The organism is Pseudoxanthomonas japonensis (assembly GCF_043632995.1).
Classification (GTDB): domain Bacteria; phylum Pseudomonadota; class Gammaproteobacteria; order Xanthomonadales; family Xanthomonadaceae; genus Pseudoxanthomonas_A; species Pseudoxanthomonas_A japonensis.
The window spans coordinates 3,501,640-3,515,998 of the sequence record NZ_CP171632.1 but is presented as its reverse complement, the minus strand read 5'-3'; the positions used below and the strand labels follow the sequence as shown (position 1 = coordinate 3,515,998).

Here is a 14,359-nt window from a genome sequence, read left to right as displayed (position 1 = left end):
GCCGGTGTGTGCGCGCCGTCGCCGGTGTCTGGCTTTTCACTCCATCCGGATGGCGGCGCCGCGCTCCGCGAGCAGCCCGCGCAGTACCGAGCGATGGCAGCGCGCTTCGTCCTCGCAATAGCAGCCGACCGAGAAGTCGCTGCCGTGCGACAGCGCCGCCAGCAGGTCCAGCGTGCGGGCGTTGTCGGGCGTGGCCATCTCGGCCCGATACTGCTTCACGAAAACGGCCCAGGCCTTGGGCGTGTCCGCGTCCTGTGCCTGCTTCACCAGCTCAGCGCTGGGTGCGAGGTTCGGATACCAGACGTCGTACCAGTCCTGCGAGGCGAACTCCGATTTCGGCACGCCGCGCGGCGGCCTGCGCACCGTGCCGATGCGCAGGCCTTCGTCCTTCGTACGCGGACTGCCCAGGCGGACGATGCGGACGGACATCCGTCCGTCAGCCTTCCCACGCCGGCAGCTTCTTCTTCACCGCCACGTTCTTCAGCGCCACGTACTTCGGCAGGCCGTCGGTGCCGTAGGGCGGGTAGGCCTCGCCGCGGATCAGCGGCTGCAGGTAGGTGCGCGCCTTGTCGGTGATGCCGTAGCCGTCCTTGCGGATGAAGGCGGGCGGGAACTTCTTTTCGTGGTTGGCGACCTTCGACAGCGGCGCAGCCTCGATCTTCCAGCGGAACGGCGCATCGGAGGTGCGCACGATCACCGGCATCACCGCGTTCTGGCCCTTCAGTGCGTACTGCACCGCCGCCTTGCCGACGGCCTGCGCCTGCTCCCAGTCGGTCTTCGAGGCGATGTGGCGCGCCGAACGCTGCAGGTAGTCGGGCAGGGTCCAGTGCACCTTCATGCCCAGCTGGTCCTTCACGCGGCCGGCGAGGTACGACGCCACGCCGCCGAGCTGGGTATGGCCGAACGAGTCCTTGCCACCGCCCGCATCGGCGACGAAGCGGCCATCGGCGTACTGGATGCCTTCACTGGCGACCACCACGCACCAGCCCACGCGCTCCACCGTTTTCTTCACCTGGGCGAGGAAGTCGGCCTCGTCGTAAGGACGCTCGGGGAACAGGATCAGGTGCGGCGCCTCGTCGCGGGTCTGCCCGGCCAGGCCGGCGGCCGCGGCCAGCCAGCCGGCGTGGCGGCCCATGGCTTCGTAGACGAACACCTTGGTGGAGGTCTCCGCCATCGCGGCCACGTCCAGCGCGGCCTCGCGCACGGAGACGGCGGTGTACTTCGCGGCCGAACCGAAGCCGGGGCAGGTATCGGTGACGGCGAGGTCGTTGTCGACCGTCTTCGGCACGCCGATGCAGGTCAGCGGATAGTCGAAGGCCTGCGCCAGCTGCGACACCTTCCACGCCGTGTCGGCTGAATCGTTGCCGCCGTTGTAGAGGAACCAGCGCACGTCGTGCGCTTTCAGCACGGCCAGCAGGCGCTCGTATTTCGCACGATCGGCCTCCAGTGATTTCAGCTTGACCCGGCAGCTGCCGAAGGCGCCGCCCGGGGTGTGGGCGAGGGCGCGGATGGCGGCGGCCGATTCCTTGCTGGTGTCGATCAGCTCCTCGCGCAGGGCGCCGAGGATGCCGTTGCGCGCGGCCAAGACCTTGATTTTGCGGGCCCGCGCTTCGGTGATGACCGCCGATGCAGAGGCGTTGATGACGGCGGTGACGCCGCCGGACTGCGCATAAAGTAGGGTGCCAGACGCCATGTGGAGTTCGTTCCGTGGTGCGGGGATGCGGTAAGCTTCACACAGATGACGCGGTGCAGCGCGGCGCCCGGCGCCCGGCGCGATCCACCGCCCGCAGGATTCCAGTTCGGGAGAGTGACAGCATGCGATTGGTTCTACTGGGCCCCCCCGGGTCGGGCAAGGGCACTCAGGCAGCGCGCCTGAAGGACTACCTGCAGGTACCGCATATTTCCACCGGCGACCTGCTGCGCGCCGAAGTCGCCGCCGGCAGCCCGCTGGGTCTGCAGGCAAAGGAAGTGATGGCGCGCGGCGAGCTGGTCAGCGACGACATCCTGCTCGGCATGCTGGAAGACCGCTTCTCCCGCGACGACACCCGGGCCGGCTTCATCCTCGACGGCTATCCGCGCAACCTGGTGCAGGCCGCCGCGCTGGGCCAGCTGCTGGCCAAGCTGGGGCAGAAGTTCGATTTCGCCGTGCAGCTGGACGTGCCGACCGACCTGCTGGTCGAGCGCATTGCCGGCCGCGCCAAGGCCGAGGGCCGCGCCGACGACAATCCGGAGTCCGTTCGCAAGCGCCTGCAGGTCTACACCGACCAGACCGCGCCGGTCATCGACTTCTACCGCCAGCAGGGCGAATTGACCGTCGTCGACGGCGTCGGCTCGCTGGACGAGGTGTTCACCCGCATCACCGAGGCGCTGGCGCCGGCGAAGGAAGTGGGCTGACGCCCGTTCCTCACCACGCAGGTCCTTCAGAAGCCCCGCCGATGCGGGGCTTCTGCTTTCCGGGGCTGTGATGGTGCGCAGCGCCCTGTTGGCGGAACGGCTGTTATCGTCCCGGTCCCGAGGAACCGTCCGGAGTCGTCGATGAAGCGCATCGCCTGTCTGCTGCTTGCCTGCCTGGCCGGGTCGCCTACGGTTCACGCCAAGGATTTCCTGCGCGCGCAGGGCACGCAGATTGTCGATGCCAGTGGCAAGCCGGTGATCCTGCGGGGCATGGGGCTGGGCGGCTGGATGCTGCAGGAGGGCTACATGCTCGACATCGACGGCGTGGGCACGCAGCGCAGCATCCATGCACGCATCGCCGAGCTGATCGGCCCGGAGAAGGCCGATGCCTTCTACCAGGCGTGGCGCGACAACCACACCACCAAGGCCGACATCGATGCAATGGGGCGCTGGGGGTTCAACTCGGTGCGCCTGCCGATGCACTACGCGCTGTATACGCTGCCGGTTGAACAGGAGCCGGTCGCCGGGCGGCAGACCTGGGTCGAGGAAGGCTTCCGCCGCACCGATCAACTGCTAGCCTGGGCCAAGGCCAACGACCTGTACCTGATCCTCGACCTGCATGCCGCACCGGGCGGGCAGGGCAACGACAACAACATCGCCGACCGCGATCCCGCGACGCCCTCGCTATGGGAGGATCCGCGCCACCAGGACAAGATGGTCGCGCTGTGGAAGCAGCTCGCGCAGCGGTACAAGGACGAGCCCTACATCGCCGCCTACGATATCATTAACGAGCCGAACTGGGGTTTCGCCGACAAGGCCGACGCCAACGGTTGCAAGGAAGACGGCAACGCACCGCTGAAGGACCTGCTGGTGCGCACCACGCGCGCGATCCGCGAAGTGGACAAACGCCACATCCTCGTCATCGAGGGCAACTGCTGGGGCAACAACTACCGCGGCGTGCTCGACGACGGCCCGTGGGACGACAACCTGGTCATCAGCTTCCACAAGTACTGGTACGTCACCACCCGCGAGAGCATCGCCGACTCGCTGGCGCTGCGCGACAAGCACAACATGCCGTTGTGGCTGGGCGAGACCGGCGAGAACTCCAACGACTGGTTCGCGCGCACCGTCGCGCTGGTGGAAGGCGAGGGGATCGGCTGGGCGTGGTGGCCGCTGAAGAAGATCCGCTACAACAATCCGCTCCAGGTGGTGCCGAACGAGGGCTACCGGCAGGTGCTGGCCTACTGGAAGGGCGAGAGCCCGAAGCCGTCCGCGGAAGCCGCGGAAGCCGCGCTGATGCGCTTCGCCACCGAGGACGTGCGCTACGACAACAACGTGCAGCATCCGGACGTGATCGATGCGCTGTTCCGCGCGCCGCATTCGGACCAGTCGGTGCCGTTCAGGGCGCACGTGGTCGGCGAGGCGGGCGGTGCCATCGCCGCCGTCGACTTCGACATGGGCCGCAACGGCGTCGCGTACTTTGATCTGACGCCGGCCAACCACCACATCTCCGATGGCGGCGAACGCGTGGTGTGGAATCCGGCGATGACGTACCGCAACGATGGCGTCGACCTCGGCAAGGGCGCCGGCGGGCAGTTGTACGTCGCCGGCCTGCAGCGCGGCGAATGGCTGAAGTACACCTTCGACGCGGGCGCAGGCGGCTCCTACCGGCTGGCGCTGGACGGGCAGGGCAAGGGGCGCGTGTCACTGGTGCTCAACGGCACGCCGGTGAATGCCGTGGACAGGGCGCGCGGGTTCCGTGGCCTGGTGCTGGCGCCGGGCCGCAACACGCTGGTGGTGAAGGGCGAGAGCGGCACCATCGATCTGCAGACGCTGCGCTTCTCGCGCTGACCCGGCGCGCTCGGCTAAAGTCTGCGCAGTTTCCACGGAAGTCCCGTCTTGAAGATCCACATCCTCGGCATCGCCGGTACGTTCATGGGCGGCGTCGCCGCGCTGGCGCGCGAACTCGGCCACACGGTCGAAGGCAGCGACCAGGCCATCTACCCGCCCATGTCGACCCAGCTCGAAAAGCTCGGCATCGCGCTGGCGCAGGGCTACCAGCCGCAGAACATCGCGCCGGACTGCGACGAGATCGTGATCGGCAACGCGCTGTCGCGCGGCAACCCGGCGGTCGAAGCCGTGCTGGACCAGGGCCGGCGCTACATCTCCGGCGCGCAGTGGCTGTCCGAACGCGTGCTGCCCGGCCGCGACACGCTTGCCGTCGCCGGCACGCACGGCAAGACCACCACGACGACCATCCTGACCTACCTGCTGGAGGCGGCAGGACGCTCGCCGGGCTTCCTGATCGGCGGCGTGGCCGAGGATTTCGGCGCGTCCGCGCGCATCGGCGGCGGTCGTGAGTTCGTCGTCGAGGCGGACGAGTACGACACCGCGTTCTTCGACAAGCGCAGCAAGTTCGTCCACTACCGCCCGCTGGTCGCGATCCTCAACAACCTGGAGTACGACCACGCCGACATCTTCCCGGACGTGGCGGCGATCCAGCGCCAGTTCCACCATCTCGTCCGCACCGTGCCGCGCCGCGGCCGCCTGATCGTCAACGGCGAGGATGCGCGCCTGGCGGAGGTGCTGGCGATGGGCTGCTGGACACCTGTGGAGCGCTTCGGTTTTGATGCCGCGATGGAATGGAGCGCACGTCTGATCCGCGAGGACGGCAGCGCCTTCGCCGTGCGCCACCACGGCACCGAGATCGGTGAGGTGCACTGGCCGATGCTCGGCCGTCACAACGTGCTGAACGGACTCGCCGCATTGGCCGCCTGCCATGCGGTCGGTGTCGACGTCACCACGGTGCTGCCGGCCCTGGCGGCGTTCCGCAGCGTGAAGCGCCGGCTGGAAGTGATCGGCCAGCACGACGGCATCACCATCTACGACGATTTCGCCCACCATCCCACCGCCATCCACACCACGCTTGAGGGCCTGCGTGCCCGTGTCGGTGACGCGCGCATCCTCGTGGCGATGGAACCCCGCAGCAATTCGATGCGCTCGGGCGCGCATGCCGAGGCCCTGGCGCCGTCGCTCGACATCGCCGATGGCGTGGTCTTCCTGCATCGGCCGGAACTGGCGTGGGACGCGGGCAAGGTGGTCGCCGCCATCCGCGGCGACGCGCGCACGGTGCCCGATGCCGATGCGCTGATCGCCGCGCTGAAAGCGCAGGCGCGCCCCGGCGACCATGTGGTGTTCATGTCGAACGGCGGGTTCGACGGCGCTCCGCGGCGCTTCCTGGCGGCACTGCAGGACGGATGATGTGGTGGTCGCGCCATCGCGCGACGACGTCGGGCGAGGCGCCGTCGTAAGCTCACACTGGTGATGGACGCCGGCGCATCGCGGCCGGGGTTCCGTACACTGCGCGCATGACGACGGTCGATTCCCTTCCGCTGTTCCCGCTGCACAAGGTTCTGCTGCCCGGTGCCGCCATGGACCTGCGCATCTTCGAGCGACGGTACCTGGACCTGGTGCGCGACTGCGGACGGTCAGGTGGCGGTTTCGGGGTCTGCCTGATCCTGGAGGGCAGCGAAGCCGGCGCGCCCGCCACGCCGGCCGCCTACGGTGTCGAGGCGCGGATCGAGAACTTCGACATGGGCGAGGATGGCCTGCTGTCGCTGCGCGTGCGCGGGCATCGCCGCTTCCACGTGGTGCGCACGCGCGTGCGCGACAACGGACTGGTCATGGCCGACGTGGAATGGCTGCATTCGGATGAGGATCTCGAGATCCTGCCGGAGCATGCGCTGCTGGGCACCTTGCTGCAGACGATGATGGAGAAGGTGGGCACCGACATCAGCAAGCTGCCTGCGCGTGTGTTCGAGCATGCCGGATGGGTCGGCTGGCGGCTCGCACAGGTGCTGCCCATCACGCCGTTGCAGCGCGTGTCGCTGCTTCAGGAGAACGACGTCAACGCCCGCCTGCAGCGCCTGCTGGAGTGGATCGACTGACGGCGCCGCCATAGCGCCGGGTTCGCCCGGCTCCCGTGATTCATCAGAGGGTCGTAGAGTCGAGCTTGCTCGACTGCGCATGCCTGTCCGTAAAGCGCGGATGCTGCAAGCGGAGCAAGCTCCGCTCTACTTGTCTTTGGACACGTCGCGGGTGGACGGACGTCCGCGCCCTCGGTACGCAGGCGCAGCACCGGAAGCCCGGAATCGGGATGCGGTGCGATCGCATGGTCGAGGTCCGACGTGGCCTGCGTCACCGCATCCAGTGCCGTGCGCGCCTCGCGCAATGGCCGCCAGAGGCGGATGAGGTTGAACGCGCGCTGCTGCTGCATCACCTGCGCGCTGCCGATCCACAAGGGCACGTCGCCAGGTTGCAGGCGCGTGTCGGCCGGCCACAGGCGCAACACGTAGATCTCGCCCGGCTGGTCGCCATCACGCAGCATCAGCAGGCTCTCGGCGCGCGTGTCCAGCGTGGCTGGCAGCACCGGTTGCCTGTCGTCCGCCAGGTCGATGTCGAGCAGGTTGAGGGCGTCTTCCCAGCCCGCCTGCGGCTGCTCGCGCCAGCCGGCGGCCGACAGTGTCGCCTTCAACGGCGCCAGCGGACCGGCGAGTTGAACGTCGAGGGGCCAGCGCTGCTCATCGTCGAACTCGTTGCGTCGCGCCGGCAGCGACTGCCAGCCGTCGTTCCACCAGGCCTGCAGGGCGACGGCGCGCTCGATCACCGGCGCCTGGAACTGCGCCAGCATGGTGTCCACGTTGCGCGGCGCATGCCACAACGCCGCCAGCACGAAGCTGCCGTAGAACAGCCATGCGATCGGCTTGATCCAGAACGAGCGCACCATGCGCCGGCGGTAGGCGATGCCGAGCACCAGCAGCCAGACCAGGCCGAACAACATGCCGCCGATGATGTCGCTCAACCAGTGTGCGCCCAGGTAGATGCGCGCGAAGCCGATCAGCGCCACCACCAGGCCCGACACCAGGTACGGCCACACCCGCGTGCGGCCCGGCAGTTCGCGCGCGATCAGCACCGCGAAGAAGCCGAAGGTGATCGTCGACATCGTCACCGCGATCGACGGAAAGCCGAAGCCGCTGCTGACGCTCGGCGGCTTGGGAATGTCGACCGATGCGCCGAGCCAGGCCGTCAGCGCCAGACCGAACGCCAGCGCAGCCAGCCAATGGCCGGCTGCCATCCAGCGCTTGCGCCAGCACAGGTAGCCCAGCACCAGCAGCGAGGCCGGCGCGAGCACCTGCTCGTCGCCGAGCGAGGCGATCGCCGCCAGCGGGTAGTCCGCGAGCGGATTGCGCAGGGCGCGCATCAGTTCGTAGACCCACAGGTCGACCGCCAGCGGTTCGCCGTGGCCGATCACGATGACGAGGAACGCGAACCACACCCAGACGATGGCCAGCAGCAGGATGGCGAGCAGCGCCAGCGGCACCGATTCGCGCCGTGCCGGGTCGAACACGGCCGCCGTGTAGCGGCCCAGTACCGGATGCGCGTGCGACCAGCCCAGCACGCGCGCCAGCAGCGCGTCCGCGTGCGCGGCGAACCAGCGGTAGGTGTACAGCACCAGCGCCCATGCCACGGCCAGCACCACGACCATCAGGCCCAGCACCAGCGCCAGCCGCCCGGCCACCGCCGCGACCGCGTCGTAGGCATGGCCCAGCACCCAGCCCGGCAACAGGAACGCGGCGGCCCACGCCACGCAGGCCGCGCCGCTGGCCACGACGTAGCGCCGCAGCGGCATGCGCGAGATGCCGGCGACCGCGGGCACGAACGGGCGGATGGGGCCGACGAAGCGGGCGATGAAGATGCTCTTCCACGCATTGCGGCGGAACAGGATCTCGCCGCGGTCGAGCAACTGCGGATACTTGCGGAACGGCCACACCGTGCGCAGCTGCTGGCCCCAGCGGTGGCCGACCCAGTAACTCGTCGCATCGCCGATCAGCGCGCCCAGCGTGGCGCAGACGACGGCGTAGGGACCGGAGATTTCACCCAGCCCGATCAGCACGCCCACCGCGAACAGCAGCGGCAGGGCCGGCACGATGGCGCCGAGGATGATCACCGCGTCGCAGAACGCGATCGCGAAGATCACCAGCCCTGCGGCCACGGGATGCGCGCTGATCCAGGCCAGCAGGTTGTCGAACCAGGAGGCTTCCATCGGCGGATTATAGGCGGCGGTACATGACCCGCGTCTGCGACCTATGGACGTAGAATGACGGGGTGGACTTGCGCTCGCCTTCCGAAATCGCTGCACTCAAGGCCGACAGCTTCGGCCGCATCTCGTTGATGCAGGGACCCGAGGGGCCGTTCGTGCGGCGCGACCTCGCGCACGTGCCGCTGTGGCTGCGACTGCCGGCCTGGTGGCTGGCGCGTCGCGAGGCCCTGGCCTTGCGCAAGGTCGCCGGCATGGCCGACGTCCCGCAGCTGCTGGACTGGACGGGTCGCCGGCTGGACCGCAGCTACATGGAGGGCGCGGCCATGTACCAGCGTCCTCCGCGCGGCGACCTGGCCTATTTCCGCGCCGCCCGCCGGTTGTTGCAGCAACTTCACCGTCGCGGCATCGCGCACAACGACCTCGCCAAGGAAGCCAACTGGCTGGTGCTGGCCGATGGACGCCCCGCCATCATCGATTTCCAGCTCGCCACCCGTGGCGATCCGCGCTCGCGCTGGATGCGCCTGCTGGCGCGCCAGGACCTGCGCCACCTGCTCAAGCACAAGCGCATGTACTGCGCCGCGTCCATCACGCCTGTCGAGCGGCGCGTGCTGAAGCGCACGTCGTGGCTGCGCGACCTGTGGTTCCGCACCGGCAAGCCCGTCTATCGCTTCATCACCCGTCGCCTCCTCAAGTGGGAAGACAACGAGGGACAGGGACCGAAGCCGTGAGCGCCGCCGTATCCATTCCCTCCCGGAGCACGCCATGACCTCGCTGGCTGGCAAGACCCTCTTCATCACCGGCGCCTCCCGCGGCATCGGCCTGGCCATCGCCCTGCGCGCCGCGCGCGACGGCGCCAACGTGGCGATCGCCGCCAAGTCGTCGGTGCCGAACCCGAAACTGCCCGGCACCATCCACACCGCCGCGCAGGCGGTGAACGACGCCGGTGGACGCGGCCTGGCGCTGAAGTGCGACATCCGCGAAGAAGACGAGGTGAAGGCCGCGATGGCCGCCACGGCCGATGCCTTCGGCGGCATCGACATCCTGGTCAACAATGCCAGCGCCATCTGGCTGGCCGGTGCGCTGGACACGCCGATGAAGCGCTTCGACCTGATGCAGCAGGTCAATGCGCGCGGCAGTTTCCTGTGCGCGCAGGCCGCGCTTCCGTACCTGAAGCAGGCCGCGAACCCGCACATCCTGACGCTGGCGCCGCCCCCGTCGCTGGATCCGAAGTGGTGGGCGCCGCACACCGGCTACACCCTGGCGAAGATGGGCATGAGCTTCGTGACGCTGGGCCTGGCCGGCGAGTTCGGTCCGCAGGGCATCGCCGTCAATGCGCTGTGGCCGCGCACCATCATCGCCACCGATGCGCTGAACATGATCCCGGGCGTCGAGATCCCGCGCTGTCGCACGCCGCAGATCGTGGCCGATGCGGCACATGCCGTGCTGGTGCGCGAGGCCGCGGGTTTCCACGGGCGGTTCCTGATCGATGAAGAAGTGCTGCGCGAGGCTGGTGTCACCGACTTCGCGCCGTATGCCGTCGATGCCTCGCAGATTCTTTTGCCTGACCTGTTCCTTGACTGACTTTACGAGTCGATGCCATGAAATACCTGCACGCCATGATCCGTGTCCACGACCTGGACGCAACCAGCCGTTTCCTCACCGAGGGTCTGGGCCTGACCGAAACCCGGCGCATGGAAAGTCCGCAGGGCCGCTTCACGCTGGTGTACTTCGGCGCGCCGGCCAATCCGGAAGCGGAAGTCGAACTGACCTACAACTGGCCGCCGGAAGACGGTACGCCGCCCGAGGACTACGGCAGCGCACGCAACTTCGGCCACCTCGCCTTCGAGGTCGACGACATCTACGCGCTGTGCGCGCACCTGCAGTCGCTGGGCATCACCATCAACCGCCCGCCGCGCGACGGACGCATGGCGTTCGTGCGCACGCCGGACCTGATCTCCATCGAACTGCTGCAGAAGGGCGCATCGCTGCCGCCGCAGGAGCCTTGGCTTTCGATGCCGAATACGGGAAGCTGGTAAGGCAGACGAACGAGGAGTCCGCTAGATGAATCTCGCCCTGGTCGTGATCGATGTGCAGCGTGGCCTGTTCGAGCCGCAACCGCCGCCGGCCGATGCCGATGCCGTCGTTGCGCGCATCAACGCGCTGGCGCAGAAGGCGCGCGAAGCCGCCGCCCCGGTGGTCTTCGTGCAGCACGAGCGTGGTGGTGATCTGGAGGCGGAATCCGAAGGCTGGGCGTTGCACCCGGCGCTGCAGGTCGTCGAGGGCGACCACCGCATCCGCAAGACCACGCCGGACTCGTTCCTGCGCACCGGGCTGGACGAAGTGCTGTCGTTCTGTGGCGTGGAAGGCGTGGTGCTGTGCGGTTACGCCACCGAATTCTGCGTGGACACCACCACGCGCAGCGCCGCCGCGCACGGCTACCACGTGGTGCTGGCGTCGGATGCGCACACCACGCACGACAAGCCGCATGCCGACGCGCAGCAGATCCGTGCCCACCACAACGCCACGCTGCCGGCGATCCGCAGTTTCGGCGTCGGCATCCGCGCGCTGCCGGCGGCGGAGATCGCGTTCGCCGGCTGACGGCGGCATGCTGCACCGCCCGCTAGTGCGGGCGGCGCGATGAGCGACAATACGCGGCCCCTTACCGCCGCCGAGCCGTCGCCATGAGCGCCACGACCCCCGACCTGCTGTCGAACGGACAGCGCTATTACCTGCCGGTCTACCGTCCGCGTGAGGTGATCCTGGAGCGCGGCCAGGGCGCACGCGTCTGGGACAGCGAGGGCCGCGAGTACCTGGACCTGTCGGCCGGCATCGCCGTGTGCGGTCTGGGCCACAACGATCCGGACCTGGTCGCCGCGCTCACCGAGCAGGCGGGCAAGCTGTGGCACACCAGCAACGTGTTCTACAGCGAGCCGCCGCTGCGCCTGGCCGAGGAACTGGTGAGCGCCTCGCGTTTCGCCGAGCGCGTGTTCCTGTGCAACTCCGGCGCCGAGGCCAACGAAGCGGCGATCAAGCTGGTGCGCAAGTGGGCGACCTCGCAGGGCCGTGCGCCGGACCAGCGCGTCATCGTGACCTTCCGCGGCAGCTTCCACGGCCGCACGCTGGCGGCAGTCACCGCGACCGCGCAGCCCAAGTACCAGGAAGGCTACGAGCCGTTGCCGGCCGGCTTCCGCTATGTCGACTTCAACGACCTGACCCAGCTGGAGATCGCCATGTCGTGCGGCGACGTCGCCGCGGTGATGCTCGAGCCGGTGCAGGGCGAGGGCGGCGTGATGCCGGCCGCCCCCGGCTTCCTGAGCGCCGTCCGTGCGCTGTGCGACCACCATGGCGCGCTGTTGGTGCTGGACGAGATCCAGGCCGGCATGGGCCGCACCGGCACGCTGTTCGCGCACTGGCAGGACGGCGTGGTGCCGGACATCGTCACGCTGGCGAAGGCGCTGGGCGGCGGCTTCCCGATCGGCGCGATGCTGGCCGGGCCGAAGGTGGCCGAGGTGATGCAGTTCGGCGCGCACGGCACCACCTTCGGCGGCAATCCGCTGGCCGCCGCCGTCGCACGCGTGGCGCTGCGCAAGCTGGCGTCGCCGCAGATCGCCAACAACGTGGCGCGCCAGTCGGCTGCCCTGCGCAAGGGACTGGATGCAATCAACGCCGAGCTCGGCCTGTTCTCGCAGGTGCGTGGCCGCGGCCTGATGCTGGGCGCGGTGCTCAATGCGAAGTACGCCGGTCGAGCGAGCGAGGTTCTCGATCTGGCCGCCGCACAGGGCCTGCTGATGCTGCAGGCCGGTCCGGACGTGCTGCGCTTCGTGCCGTCGCTCAACATCACCGACGCGGAAGTGGCCGAAGGGCTGAAGCGCCTGCATACCGCGCTGAAGGCGTTCACTGCGCGCTGAAGCGGCTACCAGCCGGTCTGCGGCCCGAACACGTAGCGCTTCAGCGCCTTGCCGAGGCTGCGGGCGTCGGTGACGGTTTCCGCGTGCAGGCCGGCCTCGCGCGCGCCCTGCACGTTGGTGAACAGGTCGTCGACGAACAGCGTGCTCGCTGCGTCCCAGCCGAGCACGTCGAGCGCATGCGTGAACGTCGTCGGTGCTGGCTTGCGCCGCTGCAGGCCGCCGCTGGTCAGCACGCGGCCTTCGATCCGCGACGCCAGCCGCGCGACGATGCGCGGAATGGCCTGCGTCATCATCGCGCCGTTGTTGGTCAGCACGCCCATTGCCACGTCCGCGTGCAGCGCGGCGATCCTGACCAGCACATCGTCGATGGCGGTGCTGCCGGCCATCCGCGAGGCGATCCAGGTGTCTTCGTCGATCGTCGCGCCGATGCCGTCGCCCAGCCGGCGCAGGTAGGTAGCGGTATCGATGGCGCCGCTGTCGTATTCGGTTTCCAGGCCGGAGGCGAACAGCACGCTGCGGACGTGTTCGTGTTCGCACTGCGCATGCGTGGCGAGATGCGCGATGCGTACCTCGTGCCGGTAGTGCGCCAGGACGCCGTCGAAATCGAACAGCACCTGGTGGATCCGCGGCTTCATCCCGCCGCGACCACCTTGAAGGCCTCGCGCGCGGCGGCCAACGTCGCCTCGATCACGTCCGGCGTGTGTGCGCTGGACATGAAGCCGGCTTCGAACGCCGACGGCGCCAGGTACACGCCGCGCTCCAACATGGCGTGGAAGAAGCGGTTGAACGCCGCGGTGTCGCAGGCGATGGCCTGCGCATAGGTGTCGACCTGCTGGTCGGTGAAGAACACGCCGAACATCGCGCCGACGCGCGTGGTGGTCAGCGGGACGCCGGCCTCGCGCGCGGCCGCTTCCATGCCGTCGCACAGCGTCGCCGTGGCGGCGGCGAGGCGGTCGTGGAAGCCGGGCGCCTGGATCAGCTCCAGCATCGCCAGGCCCGCGGCCATCGCTACCGGATTGCCGCTCAGCGTGCCGGCCTGGTAGATCGGGCCGGCCGGCGCGATCTGCTGCATCAGCTCGCGGCGGCCACCGTAGGCGCCCACCGGCATGCCGCCGCCGATGATCTTGCCGAAGGTGCTGAGGTCCGGGGTGATGCCGTAGTGCGCCTGTGCACCGCCGAGCGCGACGCGGAAGCCGGTCATTACTTCGTCGAAGATCAGGAGCGCACCGTGCCGCGTGCACAGGTCGCGCAGGTGCTGCAGGTAGCCCTCGCGCGGCGGCAGGCAGTTGGCGTTGCCGACCACCGGTTCGATGATCAGGCAGGCGATCTCGCCGCCGACCTGTTCGAACAGCTGTGTCGCACCTTCGAAGTCGTTGTAGCTCAGTGTCAGCGTCAGTTCGCTGAGGCCGGCCGGCACGCCGGGCGAGGTTGGCACGCCCAGCGTCAGCATGCCGCTGCCGGCCTTCACCAGGAACGAGTCGCCGTGTCCGTGGTAGCAGCCTTCGAACTTGACGATGCGGTTGCGGCCGGTGGCGCCGCGCGCCAGGCGGATCGCCGACAGCGTGGCCTCGGTCCCGGAGTTGACCATGCGCACCATCTCGCACGACGGCACCAGCCGCGTGATGATCTCCGCCATGGTCACTTCTGCGGGGCAGGGTGCGCCGTACGACAGCCCGTTCTGGATGGCGTTCTGCACCGCATCGCGCACGGCGGGATGGTTGTGGCCGACGATCATCGGGCCCCACGAGCCGACATAGTCGATGTAGCGGTTGCCGTCGACGTCGTGCAGGTAAGCGCCATCGGCGCGCTGCACGAAGAACGGCTCGCCGCCCACCGACTTGAACGCGCGCACCGGCGAATTGACGCCGCCGGGCAGCAAATGCTGGGCGCGGGCGAAGAGGGCGTGGGACTGGTCGTGGTTCATGGGAGTTCCAGAAAGGGGGAGATTTGCGCTGTG

Annotated in this window: 13 protein-coding genes and 1 pseudogene; 9 read left to right on the top strand and 5 right to left on the bottom strand. The window is 68.8% G+C overall.

Going from position 1 to position 14,359, the window contains the following annotated elements; all coding sequences use genetic code 11:
- Positions 1-36: 36 nt before the first annotated feature.
- The gene (locus tag ACGHX3_RS16490; protein WP_394695608.1) at positions 37-429 is read right to left on the bottom strand and encodes a DUF488 domain-containing protein; all 393 of its coding nucleotides are present in this window, start codon (positions 427-429) and stop codon (positions 37-39) included.
- Positions 430-436: 7 nt separating this feature from the next.
- Positions 437-1,693 carry a 6-phosphofructokinase gene (locus tag ACGHX3_RS16485; protein ID WP_394695607.1) on the bottom strand — a complete coding sequence of 419 codons (1,257 nt, stop codon included), beginning with the start codon at positions 1,691-1,693 and terminating at the stop codon, positions 437-439.
- A gap of 122 nt (positions 1,694-1,815) precedes the next feature.
- On the opposite strand from ACGHX3_RS16485, the gene ACGHX3_RS16480 reads away from it, so the two are divergent.
- The 4 genes from ACGHX3_RS16480 to ACGHX3_RS16465 all read left to right on the top strand — a co-directional run bounded on the left by ACGHX3_RS16480 (position 1,816) and on the right by ACGHX3_RS16465 (position 6,341).
- The gene (locus ACGHX3_RS16480) at positions 1,816-2,394 is read left to right on the top strand and encodes an adenylate kinase (protein WP_162336717.1); all 579 of its coding nucleotides are present in this window, start codon (positions 1,816-1,818) and stop codon (positions 2,392-2,394) included.
- A gap of 141 nt (positions 2,395-2,535) precedes the next feature.
- Positions 2,536-4,245 carry a cellulase family glycosylhydrolase gene (locus ACGHX3_RS16475; protein ID WP_394695606.1) on the top strand — a complete coding sequence of 570 codons (1,710 nt, stop codon included), beginning with the start codon at positions 2,536-2,538 and terminating at the stop codon, positions 4,243-4,245.
- 84 nt (positions 4,246-4,329) lie between these two features.
- The gene (mpl, locus tag ACGHX3_RS16470; RefSeq protein ID WP_394697316.1) at positions 4,330-5,655 is read left to right on the top strand and encodes a UDP-N-acetylmuramate:L-alanyl-gamma-D-glutamyl-meso-diaminopimelate ligase; all 1,326 of its coding nucleotides are present in this window, start codon (positions 4,330-4,332) and stop codon (positions 5,653-5,655) included.
- A 107-nt stretch (positions 5,656-5,762) separates the two neighbouring features.
- Complete coding sequence (locus tag ACGHX3_RS16465) at positions 5,763-6,341, top strand: LON peptidase substrate-binding domain-containing protein (protein ID WP_213605047.1); 579 nt, start codon at positions 5,763-5,765, stop codon at positions 6,339-6,341.
- Positions 6,342-6,442: 101 nt separating this feature from the next.
- Here the strand turns inward: ACGHX3_RS16465 and ACGHX3_RS16460 are convergent.
- Positions 6,443-8,497, bottom strand: a pseudogene (locus ACGHX3_RS16460) (VTT domain-containing protein); the annotation flags it as partial.
- Between the two features lie 128 nt (positions 8,498-8,625).
- Between ACGHX3_RS16460 and ACGHX3_RS16455 the strand changes: the two are divergent.
- From ACGHX3_RS16455 to ACGHX3_RS16435, 5 genes are all read left to right on the top strand, one after another.
- Entirely contained in the window at positions 8,626-9,222 is a 597-nt protein-coding gene (locus ACGHX3_RS16455) for a phosphotransferase (RefSeq protein WP_394697315.1), read from the top strand.
- 34 nt (positions 9,223-9,256) lie between these two features.
- Complete coding sequence (locus ACGHX3_RS16450) at positions 9,257-10,075, top strand: SDR family oxidoreductase (protein ID WP_394695605.1); 819 nt, start codon at positions 9,257-9,259, stop codon at positions 10,073-10,075.
- A gap of 17 nt (positions 10,076-10,092) precedes the next feature.
- Entirely contained in the window at positions 10,093-10,530 is a 438-nt protein-coding gene (locus ACGHX3_RS16445) for a VOC family protein (protein WP_162336724.1), read from the top strand.
- Between the two features lie 25 nt (positions 10,531-10,555).
- Positions 10,556-11,092: a cysteine hydrolase family protein gene (locus ACGHX3_RS16440; protein ID WP_394695604.1), complete on the top strand. Its 537-nt coding sequence runs from the start codon at positions 10,556-10,558 to the stop codon at positions 11,090-11,092.
- A gap of 83 nt (positions 11,093-11,175) precedes the next feature.
- Entirely contained in the window at positions 11,176-12,402 is a 1,227-nt protein-coding gene (locus ACGHX3_RS16435; RefSeq protein WP_394695603.1) for an acetylornithine transaminase, read from the top strand.
- A 5-nt stretch (positions 12,403-12,407) separates the two neighbouring features.
- Here the strand turns inward: ACGHX3_RS16435 and ACGHX3_RS16430 are convergent, their stop codons facing one another.
- Complete coding sequence (locus ACGHX3_RS16430) at positions 12,408-13,037, bottom strand: HAD-IA family hydrolase (RefSeq protein ID WP_394695602.1); 630 nt, start codon at positions 13,035-13,037, stop codon at positions 12,408-12,410.
- Positions 13,034-14,326: a glutamate-1-semialdehyde 2,1-aminomutase gene (hemL, locus tag ACGHX3_RS16425; RefSeq protein WP_394695601.1), complete on the bottom strand. Its 1,293-nt coding sequence runs from the start codon at positions 14,324-14,326 to the stop codon at positions 13,034-13,036. Before hemL ends, ACGHX3_RS16430 begins: the two co-directional genes overlap by 4 nt.
- Between the last annotated feature and the right edge of the window lie 33 nt (positions 14,327-14,359).

What these genes read in the sequence shown, in the direction of transcription:
- ACGHX3_RS16490 (WP_394695608.1), bottom strand. Translation starts at nt 429, where the DNA reads ATGTCCGTCCGCATCGTCCGCCTGGGCAGTCCGCGTACGAAGGACGAA.
- ACGHX3_RS16485 (WP_394695607.1), bottom strand. Translation starts at nt 1,693, where the DNA reads ATGGCGTCTGGCACCCTACTTTATGCGCAGTCCGGCGGCGTCACCGCC.
- ACGHX3_RS16480 (WP_162336717.1), top strand. Translation starts at nt 1,816, where the DNA reads ATGCGATTGGTTCTACTGGGCCCCCCCGGGTCGGGCAAGGGCACTCAG.
- ACGHX3_RS16475 (WP_394695606.1), top strand. Translation starts at nt 2,536, where the DNA reads ATGAAGCGCATCGCCTGTCTGCTGCTTGCCTGCCTGGCCGGGTCGCCT.
- mpl (WP_394697316.1), top strand. Translation starts at nt 4,330, where the DNA reads ATGGGCGGCGTCGCCGCGCTGGCGCGCGAACTCGGCCACACGGTCGAA.
- ACGHX3_RS16465 (WP_213605047.1), top strand. Translation starts at nt 5,763, where the DNA reads ATGACGACGGTCGATTCCCTTCCGCTGTTCCCGCTGCACAAGGTTCTG.
- ACGHX3_RS16455 (WP_394697315.1), top strand. Translation starts at nt 8,626, where the DNA reads ATGCAGGGACCCGAGGGGCCGTTCGTGCGGCGCGACCTCGCGCACGTG.
- ACGHX3_RS16450 (WP_394695605.1), top strand. Translation starts at nt 9,257, where the DNA reads ATGACCTCGCTGGCTGGCAAGACCCTCTTCATCACCGGCGCCTCCCGC.
- ACGHX3_RS16445 (WP_162336724.1), top strand. Translation starts at nt 10,093, where the DNA reads ATGAAATACCTGCACGCCATGATCCGTGTCCACGACCTGGACGCAACC.
- ACGHX3_RS16440 (WP_394695604.1), top strand. Translation starts at nt 10,556, where the DNA reads ATGAATCTCGCCCTGGTCGTGATCGATGTGCAGCGTGGCCTGTTCGAG.
- ACGHX3_RS16435 (WP_394695603.1), top strand. Translation starts at nt 11,176, where the DNA reads ATGAGCGCCACGACCCCCGACCTGCTGTCGAACGGACAGCGCTATTAC.
- ACGHX3_RS16430 (WP_394695602.1), bottom strand. Translation starts at nt 13,037, where the DNA reads ATGAAGCCGCGGATCCACCAGGTGCTGTTCGATTTCGACGGCGTCCTG.
- hemL (WP_394695601.1), bottom strand. Translation starts at nt 14,326, where the DNA reads ATGAACCACGACCAGTCCCACGCCCTCTTCGCCCGCGCCCAGCATTTG.